Origin of the sequence: Alcaligenes sp. Me129, assembly GCF_050487245.1 — a bacterium.
Taxonomy (GTDB): Bacteria; Pseudomonadota; Gammaproteobacteria; order Burkholderiales; family Burkholderiaceae_B; genus Alcaligenes; species Alcaligenes phenolicus.
Genome location: NZ_JBKQGX010000003.1, coordinates 227,997 through 253,386 on the forward strand (window position 1 = coordinate 227,997; position 25,390 = coordinate 253,386).

The 25,390-nt window shown below is 53.7% G+C and carries 22 protein-coding genes; 7 read left to right on the plus strand and 15 right to left on the minus strand.

What is annotated here, in order from left to right; translation table 11 throughout:
- Positions 1-39: 39 nt before the first annotated feature.
- Both ACLPGZ_RS05020 and ACLPGZ_RS05025 read left to right on the plus strand, forming a co-directional pair.
- Positions 40-1,017, plus strand: coding sequence for a tripartite tricarboxylate transporter substrate-binding protein (locus tag ACLPGZ_RS05020; RefSeq protein WP_115634307.1), 978 nt, complete (start codon positions 40-42; stop codon positions 1,015-1,017).
- A gap of 18 nt (positions 1,018-1,035) precedes the next feature.
- Positions 1,036-2,598, plus strand: a complete 1,563-nt coding sequence (locus ACLPGZ_RS05025; RefSeq protein WP_115634308.1) for a sulfatase-like hydrolase/transferase — start codon at positions 1,036-1,038, stop codon at positions 2,596-2,598.
- A gap of 50 nt (positions 2,599-2,648) precedes the next feature.
- On the opposite strand, the gene ACLPGZ_RS05030 is transcribed toward ACLPGZ_RS05025, so the two are convergent.
- From ACLPGZ_RS05030 to ACLPGZ_RS05045, 4 genes are all read right to left on the minus strand, one after another.
- Entirely contained in the window at positions 2,649-2,933 is a 285-nt protein-coding gene (locus tag ACLPGZ_RS05030; protein ID WP_060186203.1) for a hypothetical protein, read from the minus strand.
- A gap of 117 nt (positions 2,934-3,050) precedes the next feature.
- Positions 3,051-3,572, minus strand: a complete 522-nt coding sequence (locus ACLPGZ_RS05035; protein WP_115634309.1) for a ferritin-like domain-containing protein — start codon at positions 3,570-3,572, stop codon at positions 3,051-3,053.
- Between the two features lie 196 nt (positions 3,573-3,768).
- A complete protein-coding gene (gene chrA / locus ACLPGZ_RS05040; RefSeq protein ID WP_258866231.1) occupies positions 3,769-5,031 on the minus strand; it encodes a chromate efflux transporter in 1,263 nt (420 codons plus the stop codon).
- 168 nt (positions 5,032-5,199) lie between these two features.
- Positions 5,200-6,105, minus strand: a complete 906-nt coding sequence (locus ACLPGZ_RS05045) for a LysR family transcriptional regulator (RefSeq protein WP_254499902.1) — start codon at positions 6,103-6,105, stop codon at positions 5,200-5,202.
- Between the two features lie 104 nt (positions 6,106-6,209).
- On the opposite strand from ACLPGZ_RS05045, the gene ACLPGZ_RS05050 reads away from it, so the two are divergent.
- Both ACLPGZ_RS05050 and dkgB read left to right on the plus strand, forming a co-directional pair.
- Positions 6,210-7,415 (plus strand): MFS transporter, encoded by a 1,206-nt coding sequence (locus ACLPGZ_RS05050; RefSeq protein ID WP_257112936.1) that lies wholly within the window; start codon positions 6,210-6,212, stop codon positions 7,413-7,415.
- Between the two features lie 151 nt (positions 7,416-7,566).
- Positions 7,567-8,370 carry a 2,5-didehydrogluconate reductase DkgB gene (dkgB, locus tag ACLPGZ_RS05055; protein ID WP_115634312.1) on the plus strand — a complete coding sequence of 268 codons (804 nt, stop codon included), beginning with the start codon at positions 7,567-7,569 and terminating at the stop codon, positions 8,368-8,370.
- 81 nt (positions 8,371-8,451) lie between these two features.
- Here the strand turns inward: dkgB and ACLPGZ_RS05060 are convergent, their stop codons facing one another.
- Entirely contained in the window at positions 8,452-9,498 is a 1,047-nt protein-coding gene (locus ACLPGZ_RS05060) for a porin (protein ID WP_115634313.1), read from the minus strand.
- A gap of 563 nt (positions 9,499-10,061) precedes the next feature.
- Entirely contained in the window at positions 10,062-10,868 is an 807-nt protein-coding gene (locus ACLPGZ_RS05065; RefSeq protein ID WP_429641008.1) for a hypothetical protein, read from the minus strand.
- Positions 10,869-11,486: 618 nt separating this feature from the next.
- Here ACLPGZ_RS05065 and ACLPGZ_RS05070 point away from each other — a divergent pair.
- Both ACLPGZ_RS05070 and ACLPGZ_RS05075 read left to right on the plus strand, forming a co-directional pair.
- Entirely contained in the window at positions 11,487-12,071 is a 585-nt protein-coding gene (locus ACLPGZ_RS05070; RefSeq protein WP_429641009.1) for an inovirus Gp2 family protein, read from the plus strand.
- A gap of 91 nt (positions 12,072-12,162) precedes the next feature.
- Positions 12,163-12,414: a helix-turn-helix transcriptional regulator gene (locus ACLPGZ_RS05075; protein ID WP_429641010.1), complete on the plus strand. Its 252-nt coding sequence runs from the start codon at positions 12,163-12,165 to the stop codon at positions 12,412-12,414.
- Between the two features lie 44 nt (positions 12,415-12,458).
- Here ACLPGZ_RS05075 and ACLPGZ_RS05080 read toward each other — a convergent pair whose 3' ends face one another.
- The 9 genes from ACLPGZ_RS05080 to ACLPGZ_RS05120 all read right to left on the minus strand — a co-directional run bounded on the left by ACLPGZ_RS05080 (position 12,459) and on the right by ACLPGZ_RS05120 (position 24,477).
- Positions 12,459-12,605 (minus strand): hypothetical protein, encoded by a 147-nt coding sequence (locus ACLPGZ_RS05080; protein ID WP_429641011.1) that lies wholly within the window; start codon positions 12,603-12,605, stop codon positions 12,459-12,461.
- A 54-nt stretch (positions 12,606-12,659) separates the two neighbouring features.
- A complete protein-coding gene (locus tag ACLPGZ_RS05085) occupies positions 12,660-13,553 on the minus strand; it encodes a recombination directionality factor (protein ID WP_429641012.1) in 894 nt (297 codons plus the stop codon).
- 121 nt (positions 13,554-13,674) lie between these two features.
- A complete protein-coding gene (locus ACLPGZ_RS05090; RefSeq protein WP_429641013.1) occupies positions 13,675-14,673 on the minus strand; it encodes a YqaJ viral recombinase family nuclease in 999 nt (332 codons plus the stop codon).
- An 82-nt stretch (positions 14,674-14,755) separates the two neighbouring features.
- Entirely contained in the window at positions 14,756-15,292 is a 537-nt protein-coding gene (locus ACLPGZ_RS05095) for a DUF932 domain-containing protein (protein WP_429641014.1), read from the minus strand.
- Positions 15,293-15,351: 59 nt separating this feature from the next.
- Positions 15,352-19,101, minus strand: coding sequence for an SNF2-related protein (locus ACLPGZ_RS05100; RefSeq protein ID WP_429641015.1), 3,750 nt, complete (start codon positions 19,099-19,101; stop codon positions 15,352-15,354).
- 8 nt (positions 19,102-19,109) lie between these two features.
- The gene (locus ACLPGZ_RS05105) at positions 19,110-20,855 is read right to left on the minus strand and encodes an EH signature domain-containing protein (protein WP_429641016.1); all 1,746 of its coding nucleotides are present in this window, start codon (positions 20,853-20,855) and stop codon (positions 19,110-19,112) included.
- Complete coding sequence (locus tag ACLPGZ_RS05110; RefSeq protein ID WP_429641017.1) at positions 20,852-21,565, minus strand: OmpA family protein; 714 nt, start codon at positions 21,563-21,565, stop codon at positions 20,852-20,854. Before ACLPGZ_RS05110 ends, ACLPGZ_RS05105 begins: the two co-directional genes overlap by 4 nt.
- 2 nt (positions 21,566-21,567) lie before the next feature.
- Positions 21,568-23,619, minus strand: a complete 2,052-nt coding sequence (zorA, locus tag ACLPGZ_RS05115; RefSeq protein ID WP_429641018.1) for an anti-phage ZorAB system protein ZorA — start codon at positions 23,617-23,619, stop codon at positions 21,568-21,570.
- A 729-nt stretch (positions 23,620-24,348) separates the two neighbouring features.
- Complete coding sequence (locus ACLPGZ_RS05120) at positions 24,349-24,477, minus strand: hypothetical protein (RefSeq protein WP_429641019.1); 129 nt, start codon at positions 24,475-24,477, stop codon at positions 24,349-24,351.
- Positions 24,478-24,765: 288 nt separating this feature from the next.
- Between ACLPGZ_RS05120 and ACLPGZ_RS05125 the strand changes: the two genes are divergently transcribed.
- Positions 24,766-25,350 carry a recombinase family protein gene (locus ACLPGZ_RS05125; protein WP_429641020.1) on the plus strand — a complete coding sequence of 195 codons (585 nt, stop codon included), beginning with the start codon at positions 24,766-24,768 and terminating at the stop codon, positions 25,348-25,350.
- Positions 25,351-25,390: the final 40 nt, after the last annotated feature.

A 25,390-nucleotide genomic window follows, 5' to 3' on the forward strand; every position in this document is an offset into this window, starting at 1 on the left:
GGTAAAAACTGATGGAAATCAAAAAAAAGGAGACAAATCATGGCCCTGAACCGCCTTCGCGCCACAGTAACAAGCTGTCTGCTGTCAGGACTGCTGTTCACTGGTTTATCCCACGCAGCAAGCCCCGTTGAAACCCTGACTGTCGTTGTGCCCTATGCGCCCGGAGGCGCGTCTGACCGGGCCGCACGCATTGTGTCGGACGGTCTGCACAAGAAACTGGGTATTCCCATTGTGGTCGAGAACAAAACCGGCGCCGGGGGGCGGATTGCCGCCCAGTATGTCAAAAGTACGGCGGCAGACAAAAATGTGCTGATCCTGGCCAACCCCGCCGTCATGGTCGTCGCCCCCCTGGTTTTCAATGACATCCCCTACAAACCCGACACCGACTTTCAGGCCGTTTCCATGGTGACTGAATACGGTTTTGGGGTAGCGGTGTCGGCAGACAGCGACATTCAAACCATGGACCAACTGATTGCCTGGGCTAAAGAGCATCCCGGTGCCTTCAATATTGGCGTCCCGGCCACCGGCAGCCTGCCGCACTTTTTCGGCCTGATGCTATCCCAGCAAATTGGCTCCAAAGGCGAGATCATCGGCTATCGCGGTTCGGCCCCAGTCATTACAGACTTGATCGGCGGCGTACTGCCCTTGGCTATCGATACGCTGGATGTACTGACGTCTCAGCACCAGGGCAAGCGCATCCGCATTCTGGCCACCTCGGGCAGCGAACGAGAGACCACCCTGCCAGATGTACCTACCTTGAAACAGTCCGGTGTGGACCTGGAAGCCTCAGGCTGGAACGCCTTCTTTGCCCCGGCCTCCATGCCAGCCGATAAAGTCGCCTTCCTGGGCACGGCCATTAAAGAAGTCACCAGCGACCCGGCCCTGCAAGAAACACTGCTGAAAAATGAATTGATTCCCGTATCTGCCGATGCAGAAGAAACCCGCATCCGCATTGAACAATTCCGCCAGCAATGGGCTCCGGTTATTCAGGCTTCCGGCTTCAAAGTAACGCCATAAACCAGCAACACAGACAACATGACACAACGCAAGAACGTCCTGTTCATCATGGCCGATCAGCTGCGGGCTGATCACCTGGCCTGCTACGGCCACCCTCATATTCGTACCCCCCATCTGGATGCTTTGGCCGCCAAGGGGGTGCGCTTTGATCGCGCTTTCGTCAATTCCGGCGTCTGCGGCCCGTCCCGCATGAGCTACTACACAGGCCGCTACCCATCGACGCACGGAGCCACCTGGAATCGCGTGCCCTTGTCGGTAGGCGAAGTCACCATGGGCGAGTATTTGCGCGCCGGTGGACACAAACTGGTGCTGGCGGGCAAAACCCACATCATGGTCGACCACAAAGGGCTGGAACGACTGGCACTGGATGGTGGCAGCGAACTGGCCCGCCTGCTTAAAACAGGGGGGTTTGAAGAGATAGACCGTTACGACGGCCACCACGAACCGGGAGAAGAAAGCGGCTACCCGGCTTACCTGCGACGTCATGGTTATGAATCCGACGACCCATGGACAGACTTCGTCATCTCTGCGCACGGGCCCGATGGGCAGCCAGTCAGTGGCTGGCACATGCGCAATGCTTGCTACCCGTCCCTGGTAGAGGAAAAGCACTCGGAAACGGCCTATATGACGGACCAGGCCCTGTCCTTCATGGAGCGCATGGGGGATGAACCTTGGGTGATGCACCTGAGCTACGTCAAACCACACTGGCCCTATATCGCTCCTGCGCCCTACCACGATATGTACAGCGCCGAGCAATGCCTGCCCGTAGTGCGCAATGAGGCCGAATTAAGCAATGCGCATCCGGTCGTAGAGGCCTACCGCCAGCAAGAGGAATGCGTCAGTTTCGCCAGCGAAACCTGCATCAACACGGTCAGACCCGCCTACCAGGGCCTTATTACCCAGTTGGACGACCACCTGGGCCGCTTGTTCGACTTCATGTCCCGCAATGGCCTGATGGACAACACCCTGATCATCTTCACGGCCGACCATGGGGATTTCCTGGGCGATCATTGGCTGGGCGAGAAAGAGCTGTTCTATGACACCGTACAGCGTGTACCTTTCATCGTCTACGACCCGTCACCGGAGGCGAATGCTACGCGGGGAACAGTCGATAACAGAATGGTCGAAGCCGTGGATGTGCTACCCACCATGCTCTCGTGGCTGGACCTGCCGCTGGCTTCCCACCGCCTTGAGGGACGAGACTTGCTGCCCCTGCTACATGGCACCCAGCCCCCTTGGCGCGACTACGTGTTTTCCGAACTGGATTACAGCTATCGCCTGGCGCGCGTGATACGCGATAAATCACCATCCAATGCCAGAGCCTGGTCCCTGCGCAGTGACCGCTGGCGCTATGTGTATTGGCTGGACGAGCCTGAGCAGCTCTATGACCTGCATGCCGATCCTGAGCAGTTCAACGACCTGGGCCAATCTCCAGACCACGAAGACGTACGGGCTGAATGTCGGGAGCGCTTGCTGCAGTGGTTCACAAGCCTGAAACGCCGAACGACCGTGACGGACGAAGAAGTAGAGCGCGGTACCAATGCGTATAAAAAAGCAGGGGTATTTTTCGGGCAGTGGTAAGCCCAGGAGCAGAAGGGGCAAGCGTGTAGCATCAAGCGCTTGCCCCCCTTCTAGTCCGGGTTTTTCGGACCGCGGCGCTTGGGCAAGATGGCGGGCGTATCGTCATGTGGCTTGAACAAATACGGACTCTTATCGGGCTCCGGATTCGGAGAACCATCAAACTGCGTGGCTTTATGGTCTACCGGCCGCCTTCGCTCCTTGTCTTTGCCGCGTTCATTTACTTCCTTCAGGTCTTCCTGCACCCGCCCGGCAATATCCACTTGGGATTCACTGCTGGGCTCCGGTGCTTTAGCTGGATTCGGACGTTCGGTGCTGTCTTTGCGTGTGGGACTCATGCTGACTCTCCAAAGATCAGGTTTTACAGACAGGCTCCAGCAAACAGCGTGCCTGGCGGCCTTGGTGCTCGCCTCCAAGCTACTAGCCTGTCGGGCGAGGCCATGAACAGGCTGGGACTAAGGCTTGGCCTGACTGTGACCTTCATTGGCACGAGCCAGAAAGATCCGTATCAACTCCGGTGAGTGCTCTTCCAGCCAACGAGCCATCGCACGCTCTTGCTCCAGGATTTGATGGCACACCATCGCCGTCTCCGTATCGCCCACAAAATCAGCGGCCTCCTTGAGCTGGCTGTAAGCCGCAATTTCCAGGTTTTCGAAGGCAAAGCTGAACATCGTGCCTTTCACCACCTCATCAGAGGCAAAGATCCCGGAAAAGCCCTGAAACGTTGCCATAACTTTCCCGCCCAGGTCTTTGAGCAAGGACGTATCCCCACCGCGCCGCTCTATACATTCACGCACCAGCCCCTGCTGTGTCTGAGTTTCCTTGATATGTTGCTGAATACGCTGATGCAACTCCGGGTAGTTCTCCACCCGCGAGAGCATGCTGTTGAGCATCGTCTCAGCCTGTTCTTCCATTGCATGCGCGTCTCGAAGCCAGTCCATCAAGTGTTTGTCCGCGCGTGATTTATTGGTATCCATGACATTCTCCTGTCGGTTTGCCTTGCCGCAACTGCGACAAGCAACTGATACCCAGCATATGGCGTTCCCAAGGTGCCAGCGCCCCGCGCACACCTTGAAAAACACCAAACAGCTACCTGCTTCCTCTTGAATCAGCTCCCACACATTCCGGACCGAAAAAATGAAGCCAGGCAATCACGCACGGCAAGAAAAATACTTAAATAATCGACATTAAAAAGGCGCCCAGCCCCGCCAAAAGCACAACCAACGCCGGTGGTACACGCCCCACCGTCAACAAGCCAAACAAGAGCAAGGCCAAGCCAAAATCCGCCTTGTCATGAATGGCACTGGTCCATACCGGGTCATACAGCGCGGCCACCAGGATACCGACCACCCCTGCATTAATCCCTGCCATCGCCGTGCGCACGCCAGCCCGATGTCGCAGCCCTTCCCAGAAAGGCAAGACGCCAATCAGAATCAAGAACGCTGGGATAAAAATAAGCGCCAGCAGAGCCAAGCCGCCCAGCCATCCCTGCAAAGGCCATTGAGCAATCGCCCCAATATAAGCGGCGAAGGTAAACAGTGGCCCCGGTACAGCTTGCGCCGCCCCGTAACCCACCATCAAATCCGCATTGCTGACCATGCCAGTCGGCACGACCGAGGCCTGCAAGAGCGGCAACACAACATGCCCCCCACCAAAGACCAGTGCCCCGGATCGGTACACCCCCTCCAGTAACTGAACAATCGATGAGCCTGTTGCCGCAGCCCACACAGGCAAAGCAAGCAAGAGCCCGACAAAAGCCACTAGGGCAGCCATCCCTACCCTGCGAGACACCGGATACGAATGAGCCTGAGCCACTCCTGCTTGAGCAAAGTCCAATTTCCACCATGCGATCAAACCTGTCACCGCAATGGCCAGAACCTGCCCAAAGGCCGAGGGCAAGGCCAGACTTAACAAAGCAGCCACCATCGCCAATGCAGCACGAGATCGATCAGGACATAGAGACCGGGCCATCCCCAACACCGCCTGGGCCACAATTGCTACCGCCACAATCTTGAGCCCATGTACCCACGCAGACTCTGCAATCCCCTGCTGTCCCGCCAATCCCATGGCAAACAAAATCAATGCAATGGCCGATGGCAAGGTAAAACCCGTCCAGGCTGCCAGCAAACCCATCCACCCAGCACGCCCCAGCCCCAGCGCCATCCCGACCTGGCTGCTGGCCGGGCCCGGCAAGAACTGACACAGGGCAAGCAGATCGGAGTAGCTGCGATCATCCAGCCAGCGACGGCGCTCTACGAACTCGGTACGGAAATAACCCAGGTGCGCGATCGGGCCGCCAAACGAAGTCAGCCCGAGTTTCAGGAAGGCCCAGAAGACCTCCAGCGGGCTGCCTGGCCTATCCGACGCCTGCCTCTGCACTTCTGCCGGTACTGATGTGGGTGTCTGTGTCTGCACAGGTTCGTTCGAATTATTCATTGCTGCCTGTTCCCCCCCTTGATCAACATCCGGCACACGTCATCTGCACCACCTGTTTTTACTGCTGATTAGTTTTCTGCTTACCGCCGATAGACAAGCTACAGACACCTTAGCCTGGCAACATATGAATACTGTGATGTAGAACGTCAGAACCGTCCTCATCACGCGCTATTTCGACCCACCCAGCCCTGCCTCCCAGCACTCGCTCAGATAGCTTACAAACGTGGAAATCCGCGCCGATAAAGCCGTATTGCGGTAGTACACCGCATTGATAGGCTGACACATCTCCAGCGTGCGTTTCGGGAACAACTGCACCAAACGTCCTGCCTCGCGATCCCGGTGCGTCATGAAGTCCGACAACGACACAATCCCCACGCCATCCAGCGCCAATTGCCGCAAGGTTTCCCCACTGGAAGCGGCAATACTTGGCTTGATATGCACCGGCATCCCGTCCTGCGCAGGCAAGGGCCATTCATTCAGGGATAGCGGCTGGGTAAAGCCCAGCAAAACATGATTATCCAGGTCGGCCACGTCACGCGGATGACCGTGCTTTTCCAGATAAGCAGGTGAAGCCATCACGCGTAGACGCGTGTTGCCAATAGGTCGCGCATGCAAGGTAGAGTCCTTGAGTCGACCAATCCGAATAGCCACATCCGTGCGATGCTCCAGCAGATCAATCCATCCTTCATTACTGGTCAGCTCCAGGCTGACCTGCGGATAACGCTCCTTATAGCCGGGCACAATCGGCACCACGCAATGCAGAATAAAAGGCGAGGCCGCATCCACCCGCAAGCGCCCTACTGGCTGCTGCCGGCGTATGGCCAGATCCTCCTCCGCCTCCTCCACATGGGCCACAATGGATCGGGCTCGCTCCAGAAAAACCGCCCCTTCCTCCGTCAGTTCCAAGCGCCGTGTGGTACGCCGTAGCAAGGTGGTGTTGAGCTTCTCCTCCAGCCTGTTCAATGTGCGGCTGACCGCCGACACCGTCAGCCCCAGATGCTCGGCCGCCCGCGAGATGGCACCGGCATCCACCACGGCTATAAATGCCTGCATTTCATCCAGAGTTGTTTTCATTGTTGACTTTAAATCAAATGTATTTCGACCAATATGGACTTTTTAGACTAAATCATCAAGAACACAATGGCATCTTCTGCAATGCTCCACGCAAGGATGCCATCATGCCTATAGCTCTACTGGCGCTGACCATCAGTGCCTTTGCCATCGGAACGACAGAGTTCGTGATCGTTGGCCTTCTCCCTACCATCGCGGCGGACCTGGCCGTGAGCCTGCCCTCCGCCGGGCTGCTGGTCAGCTTGTACGCCCTGGGCGTTGCCGTAGGTGCCCCCGTCCTGACCGCCCTGACCGGCAAGGTCCCCCGCAAAGCCTTGATGCTGGGCTTGATGGCCCTGTTCACCATCGGCAACCTGGTGGCCTGGCAAGCACCAGGTTATGAATCCCTGATCGTGGCCCGTATTCTGACCGGCCTGGCTCATGGCGTGTTCTTTTCCATTGGCTCCACCATTGCGGCCAGCCTGGTCCCCAAAGAAAAAGCCGCCAGCGCCATTGCCATCATGTTCACCGGCCTGACCGTTGCCCTGGTGACGGGCGTACCGCTGGGCACCTTTATCGGCCAGCAGTTCGGCTGGCGCACCACCTTCCTGGCTGTCTCAGCCCTGGGTGTGATCGCCTTCCTGGGTAGCCTGCTCTTTGTGCCCAAGAACGTAGTACACAGCAAACCGGCCACACTGCGTCAACAAATCCGCGTCTTCGCCCAACCGCGACTGTTGCTGGTGTACGCAATGACAGCGGTGGGCTACGGCGGCTCTTTCATTGCCTTCACCTTTCTGGCGCCCATGCTGGAACAGATTACGGGCTTTTCCATTCACGCCGTGGGCGGCGTCATGCTGGCTTACGGGGTGTCGGTTGCCATCGGTAATCTGTGGGGTGGCAAGCTGGCCGATCAACGCGGCCCCATCCCCGCCCTGAAACTGATTTTCCTGCTGCTGGCCATCGTCCTGCTGGCCCTGACCTTTACCGCCGGCAACCCTTGGTTGATGCTGGCAACCGTACTGGCCTGGGGTGGTGTGGCATTTGGCAACGTCCCCGGCCTGCAGATCTATGTTGTTAACCAGGCCCAACGCTTTGTCCCTGAAGCAGTCGATGTGGCCTCCGGCCTGAACATCGCCGCCTTCAATATCGGAATTGCAATTGGAGCCTGGGGTGGTGGCCTGATCGTCGCCAACATCGGCCTGATTCATACCGCCTGGATCGGTGCCATCGTCGTCCTGCTGGCCCTGGGCCTGACCGTCTGGGCCGGCAAACTGGATCAGCGAGATCAAGAAGATCAACTGGACGTAAAGGCAAGACCCCTGGCGGTTTGCTAAGCATCAAGCCCCAACAACGCAACAACCCAGCAATACTGCTGCACCAAAGCAACGAGAACGCTCCCGCAATCAGCACTGGAAGCGTTCCGCCATACGCATCAACGGGCTGCTCTTGCTACCCGTACAAATTTACTCAAATGGAGTTACCACTATGTCTATCCCACAAATCGGCGTCGGCACCTTCCGCCTGAAAGAACAAGCGGCCATTGATTCAGTACGCACCGCCCTGGACGTTGGCTACCGCGCCGTCGATACCGCCCAGATCTACGAGAACGAAGCTGAAGTTGGCCAAGCCATTGCCGAATCCGGAGTGCCTCGGGACCAACTGTTCATCACCACCAAGATCTGGATCGACGAGCTGTCTGCCGACAAACTGATCCCTAGCCTGAAAGCTAGCCTGGAGAAACTGCGCACCGACCACGTAGACCTGACCTTGATCCACTGGCCGTCGCCACAAGGCGCTGTGCCTTTAAAAGAGTCGCTCCAAACCTTGCTGCAAGCACGCGAACAAGGCCTGACCCGCCAGATTGGCGTGTCCAACTTCACCATCGCTCTGCTGGACGAAGCCATCAACGCCATTGGCGCAGAAAACATCGCCACCAACCAGGTAGAAATCAGCCCCTACCTGCAAAACGCCAAGCTGGCTGCCTTTGCACGGGAGAAAGGCGTGCACCTGACGTCCTACATGACCTTGGCTTACGGCAAGGCGGTGCAGGATACGGTGTTGCAGGAGATCGCAGCTAAACATGGAGCGACTGCGGCCCAAGTGGCACTGGCCTGGGCGATGCATCAAGGGTTTTCGGTGATTCCTTCGTCGACCAAACGGGCGAATCTGGAAAGCAACCTGAAGGCTGGCGAGCTGAAGCTGGATGCGGAGGATTTACAGAGGATTGCGGAGCTGGATCGCGGGGAGCGTTTGGTTGATCCGGAGGGTTTGGCGCCGGTTTGGGATTGAGGCCAAGGATTCAATAAGCCTAAAAGCAGACGACACGTCTACGGGCATGTCGTCTGCTTGCCTTCTACTACAGTGAACCGTTTAGAAGCGTGTGCGTATACCCACACCAAACGTATCGCCACGCGACAAACCAGTCAGTTTGTCGCTGTAATACGCGGCATAAACATCCGTGCGCTTGGAAAGGTCATAGTCGTAACCCAAGGCCCAGCTGTTGCGCTTGACGTCACTCGCTCCGCTGCTACGAGTATGACCATACGAAGCCAGCACCTTGCCGCCGCCCATGGGGACAGATACACCAAACTGCCCGCCCTTCATCGTGATGTCGCCACTAGTGATGGTGTTCTTCACGTACTGAAACTGAGCAAAAACCTTGACAAAATCAAAGTCATAAGCCATGCCTAGCTGGCTTGCTCGCTGATGACGAAAGCCCACAATAATTTTTTCCAGATCATCGGCCTGATTGTCGAACTTGATCTGCTGATAGGCTAATGTCGCCGAGAAAGCACCATTGAAATACAGCGCATTGCCACCCCATTTATTGGAGCCAGACTTGTTAGGCTCGTTACTGAACCCGTAAATCAAGTTTGCCGTCAGGCCATTGAAGTCTGGCGTGGTGTATTTGACCGCATTGCTCCAGCCCGAATCGCCCAGCACACCTTGGCCCTCCATCCCCAGATAAGTGTGAAACACCGACGGGGAGAAAGTGTAGGAATCGCCAAACGGGTTAAACAAGATAGTGGAGACGAAATAAGGCGTAGTCAGCCGCCCCAGCGTCAAGGTACCTGCATCATCACTTTGCAAACCCACATAGGCACTACGCGAAAACATGGGATCGCCATTGAACCGCCCCGCCTGACCTGTCTCTGGCCGGAAGAACCCTTCCATGGCAAACACGGCGCGAACACCGTTGGACAACTCCTCCTGGCCTTTCAAGCCCCAGTAAGAGGTTGTCATCCCTCCCCCGCCTACCGTCCCTTCCCGCTTGTTGCCTCCTACAGGCTTATGTATGCCTGCCCAGGCATCAACCAGACCGTACAGCTGTACATTGGTTTGCGCGTGGGCAGTTGACCCTATTCCCAGCAAAGCGGCCAGCAGCCCGCCTGCCAGTATCGGCATCTTTAGAACCATTGTGTCTCCGTTATCGTTTTCAGTATTGTGGTGATCCCCCTTCCCTTTTTCTAAGGGGGAGCCCTGACTGGGTGTCATCCACTTCGGCAGAACAAACAGGCAAAGCGAACAACCCCAGTTTTTCTAGGGGCTTTTAATTTTTACTGTCACTTACAAGTGGTTTAGGAAGATGCGGGTGATAACGGTTATTCAAGCTTGTGCGCTCGTTGTCCTTGGGGACGGCTTGGGTTTTTCTTCTGTGGCGTCGTTCGTGTGCTTAGGCAAGCGGCAGTTCTTAAGTGAAGGCTTGCAGAGAGAGCGAAGACCACTGAATAAGCACAGTCGTAGAGTCGGCAAATGCGATTAAAACTAATTCGCTACTGTGGCTAAGCTTGAATAGAGTTTTTGTAGGGATTCCCAGATACGGGATTGGCATTACAGAATCCTCTAGGCGATTGAGCTGGCAGAAGACTATTGATAGTGCCGGGGCCGGACTCGAAAGCTCATATAAATATTTGATTTATATGAAATTTTTTTAATTAAATTAAATTGTACCAACAAATATACCAACAAATGCGATTGTTCTACTGTAATAGACCGTTCTCGTGAGCGCTTTGAATCAGAAGCTCAATTACCTCGGTTTTGGTTTTTCGCTCCCTTCTGGCTAATTCCTCTAACTGTGAACGAGCAATATCGGATAGGGAGAGATTAGTTTGCACCTTGCCTCGACGGTTTGCTTTCGTTTGCTGGGCCTTAAACCTTTTCTTAATTTGTTCAAGGTGATGAAGCTTCTCTTCTTGGCTGAAATTCGTGCTGTCAAGGAACTCCAGAATGTCCTGAAAGCCTGAGAACTCGGTAGCGTACATTGCCACGAATTGATGTTGTTTTTGATACCACTGCCAAGCGAGCTGACTTTTTTGTTTTTCTTTGCCAGCGCTGGCATACCAAGAGAGTTTCCTGTCCTGAAGTTGCTGCTGGACCCAAGCTCCCTTTAGTTGATCCACAGCGCTTAGCTTGCTTGACTTCTCTATATTCCAATTGTCGAACAATGCGATAAGACGTTCCTTTGGTGTCAAACTCGCTGGATCTACCAGTATTCCATTGAATCTGCGTTGGACTTCTCGTAGCAACCAAGCTGGCTGACGTCCATTTTTTTCGACCCAGCTAAACGCTTGCTCCGGGAGGAGCAGGTAACTCTTCTGGATATTGATTTCGGCGGTCAGATTAAAGTTAGTGATGTAATTAGCCATTCCTTCGCGTAAACCAGGTAAATCAAAATTGAAGATTGCTCCTCGCGATTGGAGGTTGAAAAATAGCCAGATGATCTCACGACGCTCCAGCCGCCAGTGTGGAAATAGTTCCTGTAATCTGTCTTCATGGATAAGTGACATGCCTAACGTTTCTTCTTGTTTGATAGAAATTAGCTATTTATGAGGATGGGGAACTAGTTTCATACTACCCGTGAACTGTGACTTAACTGCATCGGCGCTACATTGGAACTATATTGGCACTAGGTGGCAATTTCCCTATGTGTTCCCTATAAAGGGTATAGAGGTCTGATGGAATCAGCAACAGCGTAATCTGTAATGTATGTGCGCACAAGGCTAGTCTAGGGCTACGTCATTCGGTCATCTCTTCTCTGGCATGAGGTGGGAGACTTTTACAGTGCTGCTTCATCATGCTTCGGTTGGTTTCATCAAAGGGTCATATTTGATGTGGGGTGGGTTGAATACGCAGCATGGTTGTTAAAAGGAAAGTAGGGGATTCACCGCCGGGTAACGTCAGAGCAATATTTGCCGTTTAAGGGGCCTGTTCGTAAGCCATGCGGCTGCCATGCAATGGAAGTTTTACGCCTCTTTCCCGTGGCGTATTGTTGGTTTAGTAATAGAGAAGTAGCTGTTGCTGATGTGATCAGGAAACCCCAAACGCCTAATTGCTATGGATGGTGCTTCAGATAAAAAAATATAGAGCACCCATTACCTATGACATAAACATCATAGGTAATGAACATGGAATTAAGCCGTTATAACCCTGAGTATCAAACCATCAACTTCAATACGATCCTTAAAGCCTTAGAGACCCATCCGAGACTTATGGTCGTTCGATGTGATTTGCGATTTCCGTCAGTAGTCCAAACCTTGGCTGAGACTGACTCGCGTGTAATTACCCGGTTCTTCGCGTCACTAAAAGCCAAGATTGATGCTGATCTAAAGCGAAAAGAGAAGGCTTGGCGCAGGAGGCTGTCCTGTGTATTGAATTATGTTTGGGTACGCGAGTATGGTGACGTGAATGGGAAAAAACATTATCACGTACTGCTTTTTGTCAGTAAAGACATATATCACTCGTTGGGTGATTATTTGGTGACTACCGGTAATCTGTCCGCCATGATCAGCCAGGCTTGGTGTAGTGCGACACACTTAAACCATTCAGATTTTTTCTCATTGGTCCATTTCGGTCCAAACTTTTATCTTGACAGAAACAGCGCAGCTATCAACCTCCAGATTCAAGATGTGGTTGCTTGCGCAAACTATCTGGCAAAGAACGTGACTAAGCGTTATGGGGATGGTGAGCGATCGATAGGCAGTAGTTTGTAATTTTTTATCAAGTTGGTTCATGTTGTGGAAGAGGTGCCGGTTGACCTTGATCGACATCGACTTCTGCCTTTCAACAAGACAGGAGAGCAACATGACCACAACCCTCGCCGCCAGCGTCCGCTCTAACGTTCCAAATGCCGTACCTTTTACCCTGATCGAAGATCAGTTCGTCGATATGACCTTCATGACTCAATACACCGGCTTGACCGACAAGTGGTTTTACAAGCTGATTCAGGAAGGAAAGTTCCCCCGGCCCGTGAAGTTTGGGCGTAGCTCCCGATGGCTGAAGAGTGAGTTGGAAGCCTGGATACACGAACGTATCCAGGAGTCTAGAGCAGTATGATCCAGACAACTTCTCCGAGGCATCTGCTGAATTCCCACTCAGCTTCAATTTGGTTTCGTATCTGCGCACTCCTTCCAACGCTGACGTAAAAGCGCGTTTTCGGCTTTGAGCCTTTGGTACTGCAGGTAATGCTGATAGCTGTAATGAGCGATCATGGCAAAGCCCACGACAGCACACAGGTTCTTAATCATGGCCATTCTCCTCGTTGTCTAAACGTCGCTGAAGCGAAGGTGGCAGCCGGCGCATCAAGCCGATGCTCCCTCCGCGCTGGCGGCAATCTTGTCCAGCTTCGCGTTCAATGACGGCTTTCCCGTTGGTTGAACTGTTTCCCCAGGACGATCTGGAAAGAACTCCTCGATCACATCCAGCGCATCGTCGGGATTGTCTTCAAACGCGCCATTGCCAAAGCCTTCACGGGCAACGGTATCTAGTGCCTGTTGGTTGAAGGCCAGAGCTTGGCGTCGAGCGTAGGTCTGTTGGGCCTGGGCCAGTGCTTCGTCCAGTGTCATCCCTTCTTGTATGGTCAGATCGACGTAGTAGATAGGGGTGCCGCGTGACTGCGTGGTGCTTTTGCCACGCAGACGCAATTCCAGGGGCATGCAGGCCAGTAGGTCGCCAGACACAGCCTTGAAGTAGTGCAGGCGTGCCGCCAGGGTGCGGATGCTGTTGTAGCCCGTTGTACGGAAGATGAAGGTTCCCAGCTCATCGTCATCGCCTAGCTTGACGTTCAGACGTCCATAGGGTTTGCAGGCACCGCCTTTGGCCATTTCGCAGCCATCAGTGGATGGACATGGCAGGGTTTGTATCCCTGCGCTTGTCACACGCCGACAGGTTTCCCCATTACCTACGCACATTGGGCGTCCGGTGCTACGGTCGAAGAGGGAATATTCAGCCCGTAGGTTCAGATCAGGATCATTGAAAAGCAGCGTTACCGGAATGGAGCGCAGCTTTCCGTTGGGGCTGTTCCTGCGCAGCGCCTCGTCCAGCGGGTGAGGTACCCAGCCTTCCTTAGTCTGTACCTGGCTGGTAATAGTGAACTGATCGTCCTTTTCGGGTAGCCGCTTGCCATTGCGTTCAACGACGCGACCAATGGAAATACGACCCAGGACGGGTGGGGTGATGGATAGACCTTTAATCATGATGGACTCCAAAGAAGAAAGCCCGCTGATCGTTCAACGGACGTGCAAAAAAAAGCCGCCCCGAAGGACGGCAGGTTTGGATCGACGCAAAGACGGTGTGGGCTGCTTCGGTGCTGGGGCTTCATGCCTGGACAAGAAAGCGTCGGGTACCAGATCGTGTCAGACTGTATTGGACGCCCAGTTCCGGGTGCTCGGACAGCAAGCGCTTGCTGTCCAATACGCTGCTGTCCTTGCTGCGCCTCCAGCTGACAGTGCCGGTTTCAAAGGTGGCGTGACTGGCATCACCCATGGCCTGCTGGATTTGCTGCTTGAACTGCTCTTCCAGATTCTTGTATTTCTCGGCCTGAAAGCGGGCGTCTTGCAAGTCGGCAAAGAGCGCCGACATTTGGCTGTCCTGGGTGAAGTCCAGGTGTTCGCCGTTATCGCATGGATACAGATACTGCAATGCCGTTGCAGCAGAATCGGAGCCATCCACGGGTGGTGGTGTGTCGGTTGTCACGTAATGCCAGAACCGCTCTTGAAGCATCATTAGCTTGGCGATCAGATTGTCATCGCGGTGAATCCGATGGACTCGTAGTTGCTGACCGCATAACAATACGGCGACATCCGCTGCCTGCTTGCCGGTCACAGCCAACTGGTGCTGCACTTGCAATTGAACGTACTCTGGCACACAGTCCTTCCAGAGCCGTGCACCGAACTCCCCGGCTGTCTTGCATTCGAGAATCTGCACATCGCCCGCACCGATCACTTCACGATCAATGTTGGCGAGCATCCAGGGCCGCTCAGGATGTTGCAGGACGGCGTTGACCTTGCGGACCCGGCGACCCGTCTGCTGGGTGTAAGACGCGGCAACGATGGGTTCCAGTAGCGTGCCCCAATAGACGGGGGCCGTCGTATCGTGGGGATCAGGCTTGGGCATGTCGGCATCCCGGCCTGTTTTCTCCATCCAGAGAGCCAGTTGGCTCTTGTAGGGATTCAGGCCGACAGCGGCAGCGGCATCGGAACTGCCGATGCCATGTTTGCGGACTTCCAGCCATTCGTCGCGGGAAAGGGTATTGGTCTTGACCAGCCGCAGGGCGGGCCGATGAGATTGTGATTGAGCTTGAATAGCAGTATTCATGAATAAACTCCATAAAAGGCATAAGGCCCGGCGCAATCAAGCTGCCGGGCCTTATGCCGTCGTGGTCGAAAGAGATTGTGTGTCATGTCAGCATCGCCAAAGAGCGATCCAGCGCCTTCTGTTTTAGGACCGCCCCCTGACCGAACCAGGCCGAATCCAACCGGTAGTCGGTATTGCGGGCGCGTCGTTCATGGTCAACGAACTCGGTCACGGAATTGAGCAGGCCAAGCACCGTCTGCTTGGATGAGCCCAGTTCTGCACCCCGGCCGCGACCGTTGTAGATGTCCAGCGCCTTGGACATCGCCCGCTCGTTGGGCTGAGTGGCAATGTCCTGACGCGGATCAGCAAACAGTTGCCGGAAGAAATTCTCTGCTTCTGTGTGCTTCACCGTACGTTCACTGAGCAGCTTCATGCGGTACATGAAAGTGTCCCAACTGGATACCGAGATACCCAACTGACGTTTGACGGCCTCTGCATCGAAGGAGGTGCTGTGCGGCACCTTCACCGAGCCTCGGCTGTCATCAATGGCGACGGCTAGGGTGTTGTTACAGACGACCCGCACGGCAGTGAACTGTGCGGTGGTCGCCAGAGTGCCATCGCAAGCGGTTGCCAACAGCACATAAGGGGACAGCTCAGATAGTTTTTTGTCTTCAAACCCACCGCAAAATATTTTGGATTTCAGTTCGCTTCAGAGAAGCTTCCCCATTCGGTATAAAGAGTTTGGTCGAGCTCGAGCATCGTCGCAGGATGTTGCGACAGCAAGGCCGCCAATCCAGTTTGGTCTATAAGTAGAACCTCGTTGAACGCAGCTTGCTCGTGCGCTTGACTATTGAAGAATTGGTTGGTGATGCAAACCTTTTGGAAGTCAACGTTCTGGTGCTTCCGTTGATAGAATGCAGCACCGGCAACGACTTCTTTGACTGCATCCCAGCCTAGCCTCTTACCATCTGTACTCGACGTTTTAGCTTGGATGAGTACCCCCTCTTGGGCTCGTGTACCTACTACATCTACGCCTTGGTCTCTAGACTGGGGCGTGCAATAGCACGCATATCCTTGTTTTCCCCAAAGAATGGCTACGAGCCCTTCGAAGTGACGAGGCTCCATGCTGAGCGCATGGCTTAGAGTGATACGCTCGTTGAGGGAGTCTCTGTCAGACGGCGGGACTACGTCCTCCACGTTGAAATCACCAGGTCGAATGTCTCCCGAGCCATTGAGCATGTCGTCAGCGAGTTCGCGTTTGCGTGTCAGGAGTTGGTCCAGCTTGACGTCAAACGTTGCAAAGTCGTCTGCCTTAACGACGGGGTAGTAGACGTACACGTCTTTCTTCTGGCCAATGCGGTAGGCTCGGTCTGTCGCCTGGTCCTCCTTAGCGGGGTTCCACGTGCGGGTGTAGTGGATAACGTGATTCGCTGCCTGTATGTTTACGCCAAAGCCTACGGCGACAGGCGACAGAATGATGGCACCAAATCCGGCCGCTTCCTGAAATTTCTTAATCTGACGCTGGCGGCTATCCGCATGACCGGCGGTCGCGCTCGTGTCACCATTTATTATGGGCGGAGAAATGTTGAACTGTTCTTCGATGTAATGCCTCAGCAGCCGCTGGATGTTACGAAATTCGCAGAAAATGATGACTTTTTCGTCTTTTTCCTGAATGACTTTCAGCTGCTCGAGCAGCCAATCCAGCTTTGGGGATTTTTCCCGGTATTGCTTCACAGGTTCCGGGTTCGGCGCGGTTAATCCGTATCGACGAGGGTCCGTGCAGATTAGCCTCAAGTAGTGCAACAGCCCCAACATGTTCTTGAAAGGAGAAATAGCACCAGGGTCCTTTCTTGATTTAAAGCTTTCGATGGCTGAGGCGTAGAGCTTGCGTTGCTCAAAAGATAGCGCCAGGTGACGACACGCCTCGACAATGATTTTTTGAGGGAGGTCTTTTGCGACTTCGGCTTTCGTTCGGCGTAGGATTTGCGGCTTAATTCGGAGCCTAAGCTCTTCAACACGAGCCCGTTCTTCGTCAGTCTTGGCTTCGATTGGCTTGGTGTAGCGAGTGCCGAAGTCATTGAGCGCGCCGAGCAGCCCAGGTTGCACGAAGTCAAAAAGACACCACAAATCGACCAAGCTATTTTCGACGGGCGTACCGGTACAAGCAATTTTGAAATCCACGTTCTGCTTTTTTGCAGCGCGCGTCACCATGGCAGCAGGATTCTTGATGCGTTGCGCTTCATCACAGACCATCACGGACCAATGTTCTGCCGCAAATGAAAACTCTAAATCACGGAGGGTTTCATAGGTGGTCAAGACCACTTTGGCAGAACCAATCCAGCCTGGCTTGAGAAATCGAACAAGTCCATCTTCTGTTTTGAGCCGCTCTTCAATGTCTGCTCGCGGCACGCGCAGGCCGGCCAGCGCATCACCGTAGGCGGTCAGAAGGGGCAAGACTCCAGGCCGAATGAACTTTCCAGCTTCTTCTGCCCAGTTTTCCAGTAACGATACAGGAGCCACAACGAGCATAGGAGCGACGCTTGGGTTTCGTTCAACCAGCCACGCCATCAGCGATAGCAGCTGGAACGTTTTCCCGAGCCCCATGTCATCAGCCAGGATGGCCCCTCTGACTTCACGCTCGACTCGGGACTTATACAGATGCTGCAGCCATGCCAGGCCTTGCTCCTGGTGTGGCAGTAACGAAAATTCCGGGTTGAGCGCGTTTGGTATGTCTGCCGCCGAAGGCAGGGCGAGCAAGGCTTCTCGTCGACTTTCTTCGTAGTCTACCGTTTCGATATTAGGTCGTAGGATGAGTGTTTTGCGAGGCGGTGCTTTTGGGGCTGTGGCCTTTTCCCGGGTCGTCGGGTCTTTACCTTGCTGGACATCTCTTAACGCGCCGTCAATAGAATTGACGATATCCTTCGCTTGGTCCAGAGGAATGTCGTTGGAAAGCCCTTCAATTTTGACGGAGGCCTTCCCTTCGGCTTGAGCTTGCGCTACCGCCTCACGAAGCGTCTCAAGGACTTCCTCGGTAACGGGAATCCCTTCCAAAGCGCTCTGTGGACCATCAGGATTCGAGGCGATGAGAACCTGAATGTTCTCGGGAACCCAATCACCATTGCCCTTCTTGGTGATGTAGGGGGAGTAGTAGGGCTCTTCGAACCCAATACCTTCGATACGGGAGGAGTAAGCACTTAGGTCATGTACCTGTTCGTACCTAACCAATGCATTGTCCTGTTGGCGTTGCGTCAAAGCCGCTTTTAATTCAGCAAGATAGTCCGGCGTTTCGCCAAGCAGCTCCAGGTCGAAGCCTCGCCAGCCGAGCAATTGAAAATTCTTCTTAAATGCGGATTCCATCCGAGCAATAAACTCAGAAAGTTCGGTGTCATCGAACTCGATGCTTTCTGAGAAACTCAGTCCGGAGGCGTTCGCCGATTCAATTAATAGGCTAATTTTCCGGGGGTAGCCACTCGCGTCTCGCTCGATGACGGGGGTGAACCGGTCAAATTGAATGCCTGCTGCTTCTCTGGCTTGCTCAAATTGTTCTTCGTCAATGACCGCCTTAGCGTCCTCCCCAAGGGTGGCATAGGGGTTCAGCGAAAAAGCTTGGGCTCGCGACCCTGCGACACGTCGATGCGGTAACCGTTTGACCTCTTGAAGAACGGTTTTGACTTGAGGGACAATCAGAACCTGGACGATGCCGTCAGGTGTTGGAATATCGTAGCGGTCAGGAATGCTCCGGAGCGCATCAAAGCGTTCGAGCCATCCTTCGGGTGCCCCTTCGAAGGATGGGCTGATTTCAATGACCTGGTCTTCGGCGATGGCAATTTTTCGAAGTCCGATATCCAGCCGCTCAGGAGTGAGCACCACCGTGCGGCGAAGAAAGTCATCCAGACGCGCATTGGCTTCGAGCGCGAGCGCTCGAATTTTCCCCCAGGCTTGTCGGTGCTCTAAGTCGTGACGAGCCTCAGGCGGGCGCTTAGAAAAGGCGATGACCTCCTTGAGGAGCGGCCAATGCTCGGGGCGCATGAGCTCATCAGTCCCTGGGCGAGACAAAAGCGGGCCAACCAGCTTGCTGTCGACGGTGCGCCCGCTTTCATCCTGCCATCCCGCTAGCATAATAGAAAAATTCTCGTCTGTGAGGGCGTTGCGACTTTGCAAGACCGGACGCATGGTGGTCAGTGAAGGGAGCGCTAATACGCTGATTAAGTCCTCATAGTCCGGGCGTTGGAGCGCCGTAAAGATAGCGTCCCAAGGAATCGTCACTTCCTGCTCTGACTCTAGGGCAAGGCCATCATCGACGAGTTGTGCCAGGTAGCCGGCAAGTAGCGCAGAATCCAAGCGCATTGCCCCCTGGGATTGATGGACGACGACGCCGCTTGCAGAGAGGGTGCGCTGCCAAGCTATCGAGGAGGAGGAATTCTTTTTCTTAAAGAGCTTGAATACCATGGTTTACCTTACTTCCACCAGCCTTTTCCAGCCTTGTACTGGAACCTCCAAGATTTAAAGAGTTGGATTAATTCGGGGTCATTACTCTGTGTATATGCCCAAATATTGCCTCCCTTCGCTCGAAGGTCTGCGATATCGAATCCTCTGCTCTTCGATAGTGATTGAAGTTTGTAACCGGAAAAACTGCCATATTTGGCGATTAGTGAATTTCGCGAGGACTCTGTGGGTGAGGAGATGTGTGAAACGGGTTCTGACCGGGAAGTGTCGGACGCTGCCCGGGCGGGCGAGGTCACGAGATGCCCGCGCGGTAGCGCATCATCTGGAAGAATGCCAAAGCTTTCTCTGAGGGTCGCATCGTACATATCCTCCCATCTGTTCCATCCGTGAATATTGTCTTTGTGCAGTAGCCTAATAACACTTTGGTCTGTGTTTTTTAGCGTGTTAACCGCTCTAGCAGAAAGGCGCAACGGCTCGGACGAATCAAAGACAAATGGCAGGGCTCCTTTCTGATACCCATAAAACGCGTGTCCTGTGTCACTAAACTCGACAGCGACTAGATTCCCCAGCGTCATGATGAATGCGTTGTTCGCACTGCCAGAGTCTTTTAACTCCGTGTACAAACCTTTCATTTTGTCCAACAACACTGCGAAGTCTCGACTAGGCGAATTCAGAGCACGAGGCCCAAAGGCGAATTGCACATTCGTCATGGATTTTACGTAGCGTAGCCAGAAGTTAGCCCTCCTGCGGTCTCCAATGCCATCCTCTGCAAGTTTGGTGAAGAATGTCTCAATAAACTCGCCTCGAAGCCACTCCGAAATCATCTCTCTGGCTTGCGGTGACACGCCTCCCCACTGGGCTGCCGTCGATGGAAGCCATGGATTTCCCCACCACTCCACGGACACGTCTCGCAGTTGTTCGAAGATGGCAGGTGAGCCGTTTTGGGCATAGGAGTCAAGGATGAGCGTTAAGCCTCGATTTCGAACCTTGGTTCCGTGTCGTGCCAGACTCGCCAGCATAGTCAGTAGATTAGGGGCTTGCGCCTTAAATTCCTCATACGGCAAAGCCACCGCGTGACGGACTTGGGAGAGTACGAGCTCGTTGGTGAACCAAGAGTCGTCCGTAATCCCCAGCAGTTCTCGGATACGGTTAATGGTAGACATATCCCCCGATAGCGCCGTCTTGGCATATGGCAAACAGGGGTTCTCTGAAAATAAGCCTTTATTTTCAACGGCAGTGATGGCCCAGTCGGGGTTGATTCGCACAGGGTCGATGATATTTGAAGACCTATCGTGCAGATACTCACGCAGTTTCTTCCAGTTTTTGCGGCCTTCATCGGGCGCCACTTTCCCCTTCCGGTCGTCATAGCTAAAGTAGCTGCGGACTAAACCTTGGTAGCAGCGGCGAAACCATTTAGGCTCCTTGACCCATTGGTCAACGCCGGTGTCGCTGCTGAGCGCCGCATCAAACCGTTTTGAATCCTCAAGAAGGCAGGGGCCGCCTGGGTGGCTGGGTAAGCACATGCCGAAGGATACGAGCCTGGCTTCTTTAAGCGTGTCAAGTCGAGTCGTTTCCCAAAAACGACGTACCGCTTTGGCTTGAAGGTCTTCTGGCTCGTACGGGCTTGAGCCGGCTTTGACGTGCTGCTGTAGCGTAGCCAAGTGTTTATCAAGACCACCCTCTCTCCTCGTCAAACTGGCAGACAGGTCAAAACTTCGAGAGAGTTTGTTAGCCAGATGCTGAAGGGCGCTATTCATCGCAGAGCACACTCTCCAAAATTGTCATCGATATTTATTGGCGTATGACGGGGTTCCTCCTTCACCCCCCTAAACTCGAGGCGCATCTCGACGCGCCGACTTTCTTCGTCGCTTTCCTTCGCGGCATTGAAAGAGTAACCCCCAACGAAAAACAAGTTACGCACATCTGCTTTCTGGGAGTCATCCAGCAAATTTGGTCCAGAGGTAGCAAACATGGCGCACAGCACCTTTTGACTTCGCTGTAGACTGAGGTTCAGGTTAGTGAGGTAGGAGCCTGTTTTGTCGGTATAGCCTTCGATGACAACCCGCTTTAGAATGTTTTTTCCCAGCTCATCATTAGCGATTGCGAGAATTTCAGGGACAAACTGCCGAAGTACAGACTCTTGCTGAGTGTTGAGTCGCCACGTACCGAAAGCGAATTGTGCCCTTTGTCCAAAGTCGATGGCATGACGGTCCCTGTGGATAGTAATACCCTCGTAGGATGCTGCGGCAGATTCAAAACGGTCGAGTATTGTTTGAATATTGTTGCTGTGAATCTCTTCTTCGGTCTGAATGTCGGTGACGGTTTGCGTCACCGACAGTAGGGCAACGCCCATGACCACTAAGAACAGCACCACCAGAGCGCTCATGAGGTCAGCGAACGAAATCCAGAAGGGTTTTTCCGCCTCTTCCCGTCCCCCTCGCTTTACGATGATTTTTGCCCCAATCATGCTTATCGCTTATCAGGAGCTGCAATCGTGCCAAGGCTACCTTCGAGCTCTTGAACAGCGGTCGCAAGTAGGCCAACGGCAGAACTCAATTTTTCATGGAATTCGTAGTTCACCTTTGAGAGCGTGTTTACCACGGCGTCCCTGAAAGAATCCGAAGATTGTTCCAGAACTAGGCTGACCCCATCCAAATATTCGTCTGCCGCTTTTTGAGCTAAGCCGAGCTTAGTTGTCGAAACCTCAATGCGTTGTAGAGCATCTGCAGTGATACTAGCTTCCTTGCCAGCAAGCCCAATCATCTCTCTGACCTCAGCCAAGACATGCGCAAGGGCTTCTCGTTGTGTTCTGTAGTCGCCAAGCGCCTCATGCAGCGAGGTCGAGCTCGTAGAAAGCGAGCTGGACACTTCCGTCAGCTTATTTCCAATCGAGGTGGTTTGAGTCATGACCTCGGCGACGCGCTCGCCTGCGTTAGCGAACGACGAAGCCGCTATCCCGAGGCGTTCCGCGCCTGCGTTCATCTTCTCGACCGACGAGCTTGTTGCAGAGGAAAGCGCGGAGACGCTTTCAGTCATGGCTTTCGATGCGGCGCTGATTTCTTGGATAGCAGTCTCAACGCTGCCAGACATCTGGCTGACAGCGTTGGAGGCACGGTCGGCCATCGCTTGCTCTCGGGCCTGATTCTGGGCGAAGACTTGGGCCTGGGACGTATTGAGCGTCTCTAAGATGGTTGTCATCTGTTGCCCGACAGATTCCAGGGTACCTTGAAGCTTTTGTTGCGTTTCTGATTGCGAGCTTTCGACCAGCTTGCGAATTTGGTCAACAAAGTCTTGCGTCTGCGCATTGATGCTGGCTTGCCTTTCCTCCATCGCCTGAATCGAGGAGGCCATCTTCAGTGCCATTTCTTCCGTGGCGCGTTTTCCACTATCTTCGACCTTTCCAAGAAGTGTGTTGAGTGCGGTTACGGCGTCTTGCATGCTTTTCGCCGTTTCCTTATTTAGTTCGTTGATGCCGCTAATCTGTCCGCCAAAAAGGTCGTTCAGCCGTTGACTGAAGTGAACCATGACATCGTTGAGCATGTCGATGGCGGCTTTGCTTTGGTCTCCAGAAGCGCTTTTAACTGAGGTGGCAATTTCATCCAAAGGCGTTTTCAGACTTTGCTCAATGCTGGAAGAAATCACCTCGCCCAAGGTTTTGTTGCCTTCCTTTGCTGCTGCAAGCTGTTGGGTATGTAAGGCCATCCCGGCGTCAATCTGGGATTGAGTGAGCTCTTGAAGTACCTGCTTCAGGTCGCTCACCAGGGAGTCTTTGAGAATCTTTGCTTGGCTGGCCGAAGCCTCCGAGGCATCTACTAATCTGGACAGGTACTCTTCGCCAGCGCCTGACTTGAAGTGTGTGTCGATAGCTTGGGAGATGTCTTCGGTTTTTCTATAGAGAGACGCGAGAAGGAGCTTTTCCAGAAGGGTAAAAAGCATCGCCAGTGCAATGGCGCACGCTGAAACAAGGAAGGCGTGTCCCACCGACTGCATGAGGATTTCAAGGCTATTCCGGACCACAGCGGTGTCTTCGCTGACTTGGAACTGCTTCAAACCATCAATGATGCCCCCGAAGGTGGCAACAATGCCCAGCCCTGTGAAAATGCCCGGTAAATGCTTAAAAAACTCGATTCCTAAATGACTATCGACGACATACTGGTCATTAAAGTACATCTCGGCGGGGATGGTGGAGCGTATGACCGCCACATGGAGCTGGCCGTCTTGCTCCTCATATTGAGCATGAAGGGTTTGATTGTATTCCTGCCATAGGTGACGAAGGCGTTTGGAGGGAAAGATGTTCTGTATGGCCTCGCGGTTAGCTTTGGCGTCCATCTTGCGCAGTTTCCTCAGCACGCCTCCTAGGCGAGCCCGGTACCATAGGCCTCGAATGAAGAAAAGGACGGAGAGAAGGGCTAAAACACCTAGAACGTGAGGCATATAGGCCGCGAACAGCCGCAAGCCTTCAATTGCCCAGCCCCCGACCTGGTCCAAATTGGCCAATAGGCCCTCAGTCATGTTGTCCATGTTCAGCTGATTATTCTTTGCAAAGAGTTCTAATATTTCTATCAAAAATCTCTAGTCAATAGAAAATATCTTAAGTTTAGATGGGACTATCCTAGCCTAGGCGGTCTCGAATGAATCCTCACGATACAACGGTTTTCATGAAGTTACAAACGCAGTGTTGGACTTCGCCGTCAAATGACGGCCCAATTATTTGGCCAGTGCGAGCGGGCAATCATGCGCCGGAAGAGGCAACGGATGTTGCAAGGGATACTGACTTAGAGCAGCCTGGGGAAGTGCATATCACTAGGCTATTGATTTTACTAATTTTTTTAACATTGCTTTTGTCATACGGCAACTTGCCGAACGGGCGGTGTTAAGCCGTACTGCTGTGCAGCACGCAGAGTCTGGCAAAGCAGACCCTCACTTCTCAACGCTATATGCGATGAAGCAAGAAACTTTGGCGCGGCGCCCCCAACGGCCCCCCTCCACTGAAACATTGGTAAATGCTACTAGAAGCCGCATACCAAGAGATGTCCAGCGCGTTTCAATAACGGGGCGATAGCGTCAGCCATAGAAGCATCTACCCAACCTTTGTTCTACGGGAGCAAAGAGGACTTAAAGGTAGACGCTTCACCGCCACCGGTACCCCAGACGCGGAGGAAACGGTCGTCCCTAACGGCTACCTGTGTTCGAGCCTCATCATTGGCACGCGCAGGCCAAGGTCCTTCTCGCTGAAACAACCCTTTACGCCTACTGAATCGCACCGAGTTTTTGAGCGTGGTTTTTAGTATGAATAGAAGAAGAGCCGCAGGCTGGGCAGCGGATAGGCGGCTTGGCGCGATGAGCACGTTGCCCATCGGTAGTGAACGATTCAGACATAGAGAATCCTTGATGTAGGTAAACGGCATACATGAGCAAGCTGTTGCTCGCTCTCATCAAGGTGATATATGTCTGAAAATTTCTTGAATACAGTGTTTTGTCTGTTGTTTTAAACGGTGTAGTGCAGGGAATAAATTGCTATGGCTTACTCAAAAGTGAAAGAAGGTTTTTCTAGTGTTCAGAAAACGGTGGTTTTCTGAACAGATGAAAGTATCGCAATTTTTCGTCGTGAGAATCGCTCGTAAGTGTTAACATATCCGTCAAGTTTTCAATGTCCTGGTTGCGTCCATGAATCAACGTATAGGGTACGCTCGCGTATCGACCGACGATCAGCACCTAGACCTGCAGCGCGACGCGCTTCAGCAGGCCGGATGCGGCGTTATCTACGAAGAAGCGGCTAGCGGCAAGAACACGACACGGCCAGAGCTTGAGCAGTGTCGCAAGGCACTTCGGGCAGGAGATACCCTAGTGGTATGGCGGTTGGATCGACTTGGGCGCAGCCTACCCGACCTTGTACATATCGTGAACGATCTTGAGCAACGTGGCGTCGGGTTTGAAAGTTTGACGGAAAAGATCGAAACCGGCAGCGCGGCGGGCAAGTTGATTTTTCACGTTTTCGCGGCGTTAGCCGAATTCGAGCGTGGCTTGATCCGTGAGCGGACGCAAGCCGGATTGGCGGCAGCGCGTGCCCGAGGTCGCTCCGGTGGTCGTAAACCAAAACTGGGGGAGAAACAAGTGCGGGAGATTAAAGCCCTTTTGCGTGATCCTGACATTCAAGTCTCGGAGGTCGCGCGCCGATACGGAGTCTCTCGCACTACGCTCTACAAATATGCAGGGGTGATTAAGCCTCGCGAAAAAACTATTCAGAAGTAATTGAGCGAACGCGTCCTTGGATAATTAGCAGTTATTGACC

Excerpts from the sequence above, each read along its gene's own strand:
- ACLPGZ_RS05020 (WP_115634307.1), top strand. The coding sequence starts at position 40 with ATGGCCCTGAACCGCCTTCGCGCCACAGTAACAAGCTGTCTGCTGTCA.
- ACLPGZ_RS05025 (WP_115634308.1), top strand. The coding sequence starts at position 1,036 with ATGACACAACGCAAGAACGTCCTGTTCATCATGGCCGATCAGCTGCGG.
- ACLPGZ_RS05030 (WP_060186203.1), bottom strand. The coding sequence starts at position 2,933 with ATGAGTCCCACACGCAAAGACAGCACCGAACGTCCGAATCCAGCTAAA.
- ACLPGZ_RS05035 (WP_115634309.1), bottom strand. The coding sequence starts at position 3,572 with ATGGATACCAATAAATCACGCGCGGACAAACACTTGATGGACTGGCTT.
- chrA (WP_258866231.1), bottom strand. The coding sequence starts at position 5,031 with ATGAATAATTCGAACGAACCTGTGCAGACACAGACACCCACATCAGTA.
- ACLPGZ_RS05045 (WP_254499902.1), bottom strand. The coding sequence starts at position 6,105 with ATGAAAACAACTCTGGATGAAATGCAGGCATTTATAGCCGTGGTGGAT.
- ACLPGZ_RS05050 (WP_257112936.1), top strand. The coding sequence starts at position 6,210 with ATGCCTATAGCTCTACTGGCGCTGACCATCAGTGCCTTTGCCATCGGA.
- dkgB (WP_115634312.1), top strand. The coding sequence starts at position 7,567 with ATGTCTATCCCACAAATCGGCGTCGGCACCTTCCGCCTGAAAGAACAA.
- ACLPGZ_RS05060 (WP_115634313.1), bottom strand. The coding sequence starts at position 9,498 with ATGGTTCTAAAGATGCCGATACTGGCAGGCGGGCTGCTGGCCGCTTTG.
- ACLPGZ_RS05065 (WP_429641008.1), bottom strand. The coding sequence starts at position 10,868 with ATGTCACTTATCCATGAAGACAGATTACAGGAACTATTTCCACACTGG.
- ACLPGZ_RS05070 (WP_429641009.1), top strand. The coding sequence starts at position 11,487 with ATGGAATTAAGCCGTTATAACCCTGAGTATCAAACCATCAACTTCAAT.
- ACLPGZ_RS05075 (WP_429641010.1), top strand. The coding sequence starts at position 12,163 with ATGACCACAACCCTCGCCGCCAGCGTCCGCTCTAACGTTCCAAATGCC.
- ACLPGZ_RS05080 (WP_429641011.1), bottom strand. The coding sequence starts at position 12,605 with ATGATTAAGAACCTGTGTGCTGTCGTGGGCTTTGCCATGATCGCTCAT.
- ACLPGZ_RS05085 (WP_429641012.1), bottom strand. The coding sequence starts at position 13,553 with ATGATTAAAGGTCTATCCATCACCCCACCCGTCCTGGGTCGTATTTCC.
- ACLPGZ_RS05090 (WP_429641013.1), bottom strand. The coding sequence starts at position 14,673 with ATGAATACTGCTATTCAAGCTCAATCACAATCTCATCGGCCCGCCCTG.
- ACLPGZ_RS05100 (WP_429641015.1), bottom strand. The coding sequence starts at position 19,101 with ATGGTATTCAAGCTCTTTAAGAAAAAGAATTCCTCCTCCTCGATAGCT.
- ACLPGZ_RS05105 (WP_429641016.1), bottom strand. The coding sequence starts at position 20,855 with ATGAATAGCGCCCTTCAGCATCTGGCTAACAAACTCTCTCGAAGTTTT.
- ACLPGZ_RS05110 (WP_429641017.1), bottom strand. The coding sequence starts at position 21,565 with ATGATTGGGGCAAAAATCATCGTAAAGCGAGGGGGACGGGAAGAGGCG.
- zorA (WP_429641018.1), bottom strand. The coding sequence starts at position 23,619 with ATGGACAACATGACTGAGGGCCTATTGGCCAATTTGGACCAGGTCGGG.
- ACLPGZ_RS05120 (WP_429641019.1), bottom strand. The coding sequence starts at position 24,477 with ATGTCTGAATCGTTCACTACCGATGGGCAACGTGCTCATCGCGCCAAG.
- ACLPGZ_RS05125 (WP_429641020.1), top strand. The coding sequence starts at position 24,766 with ATGAATCAACGTATAGGGTACGCTCGCGTATCGACCGACGATCAGCAC.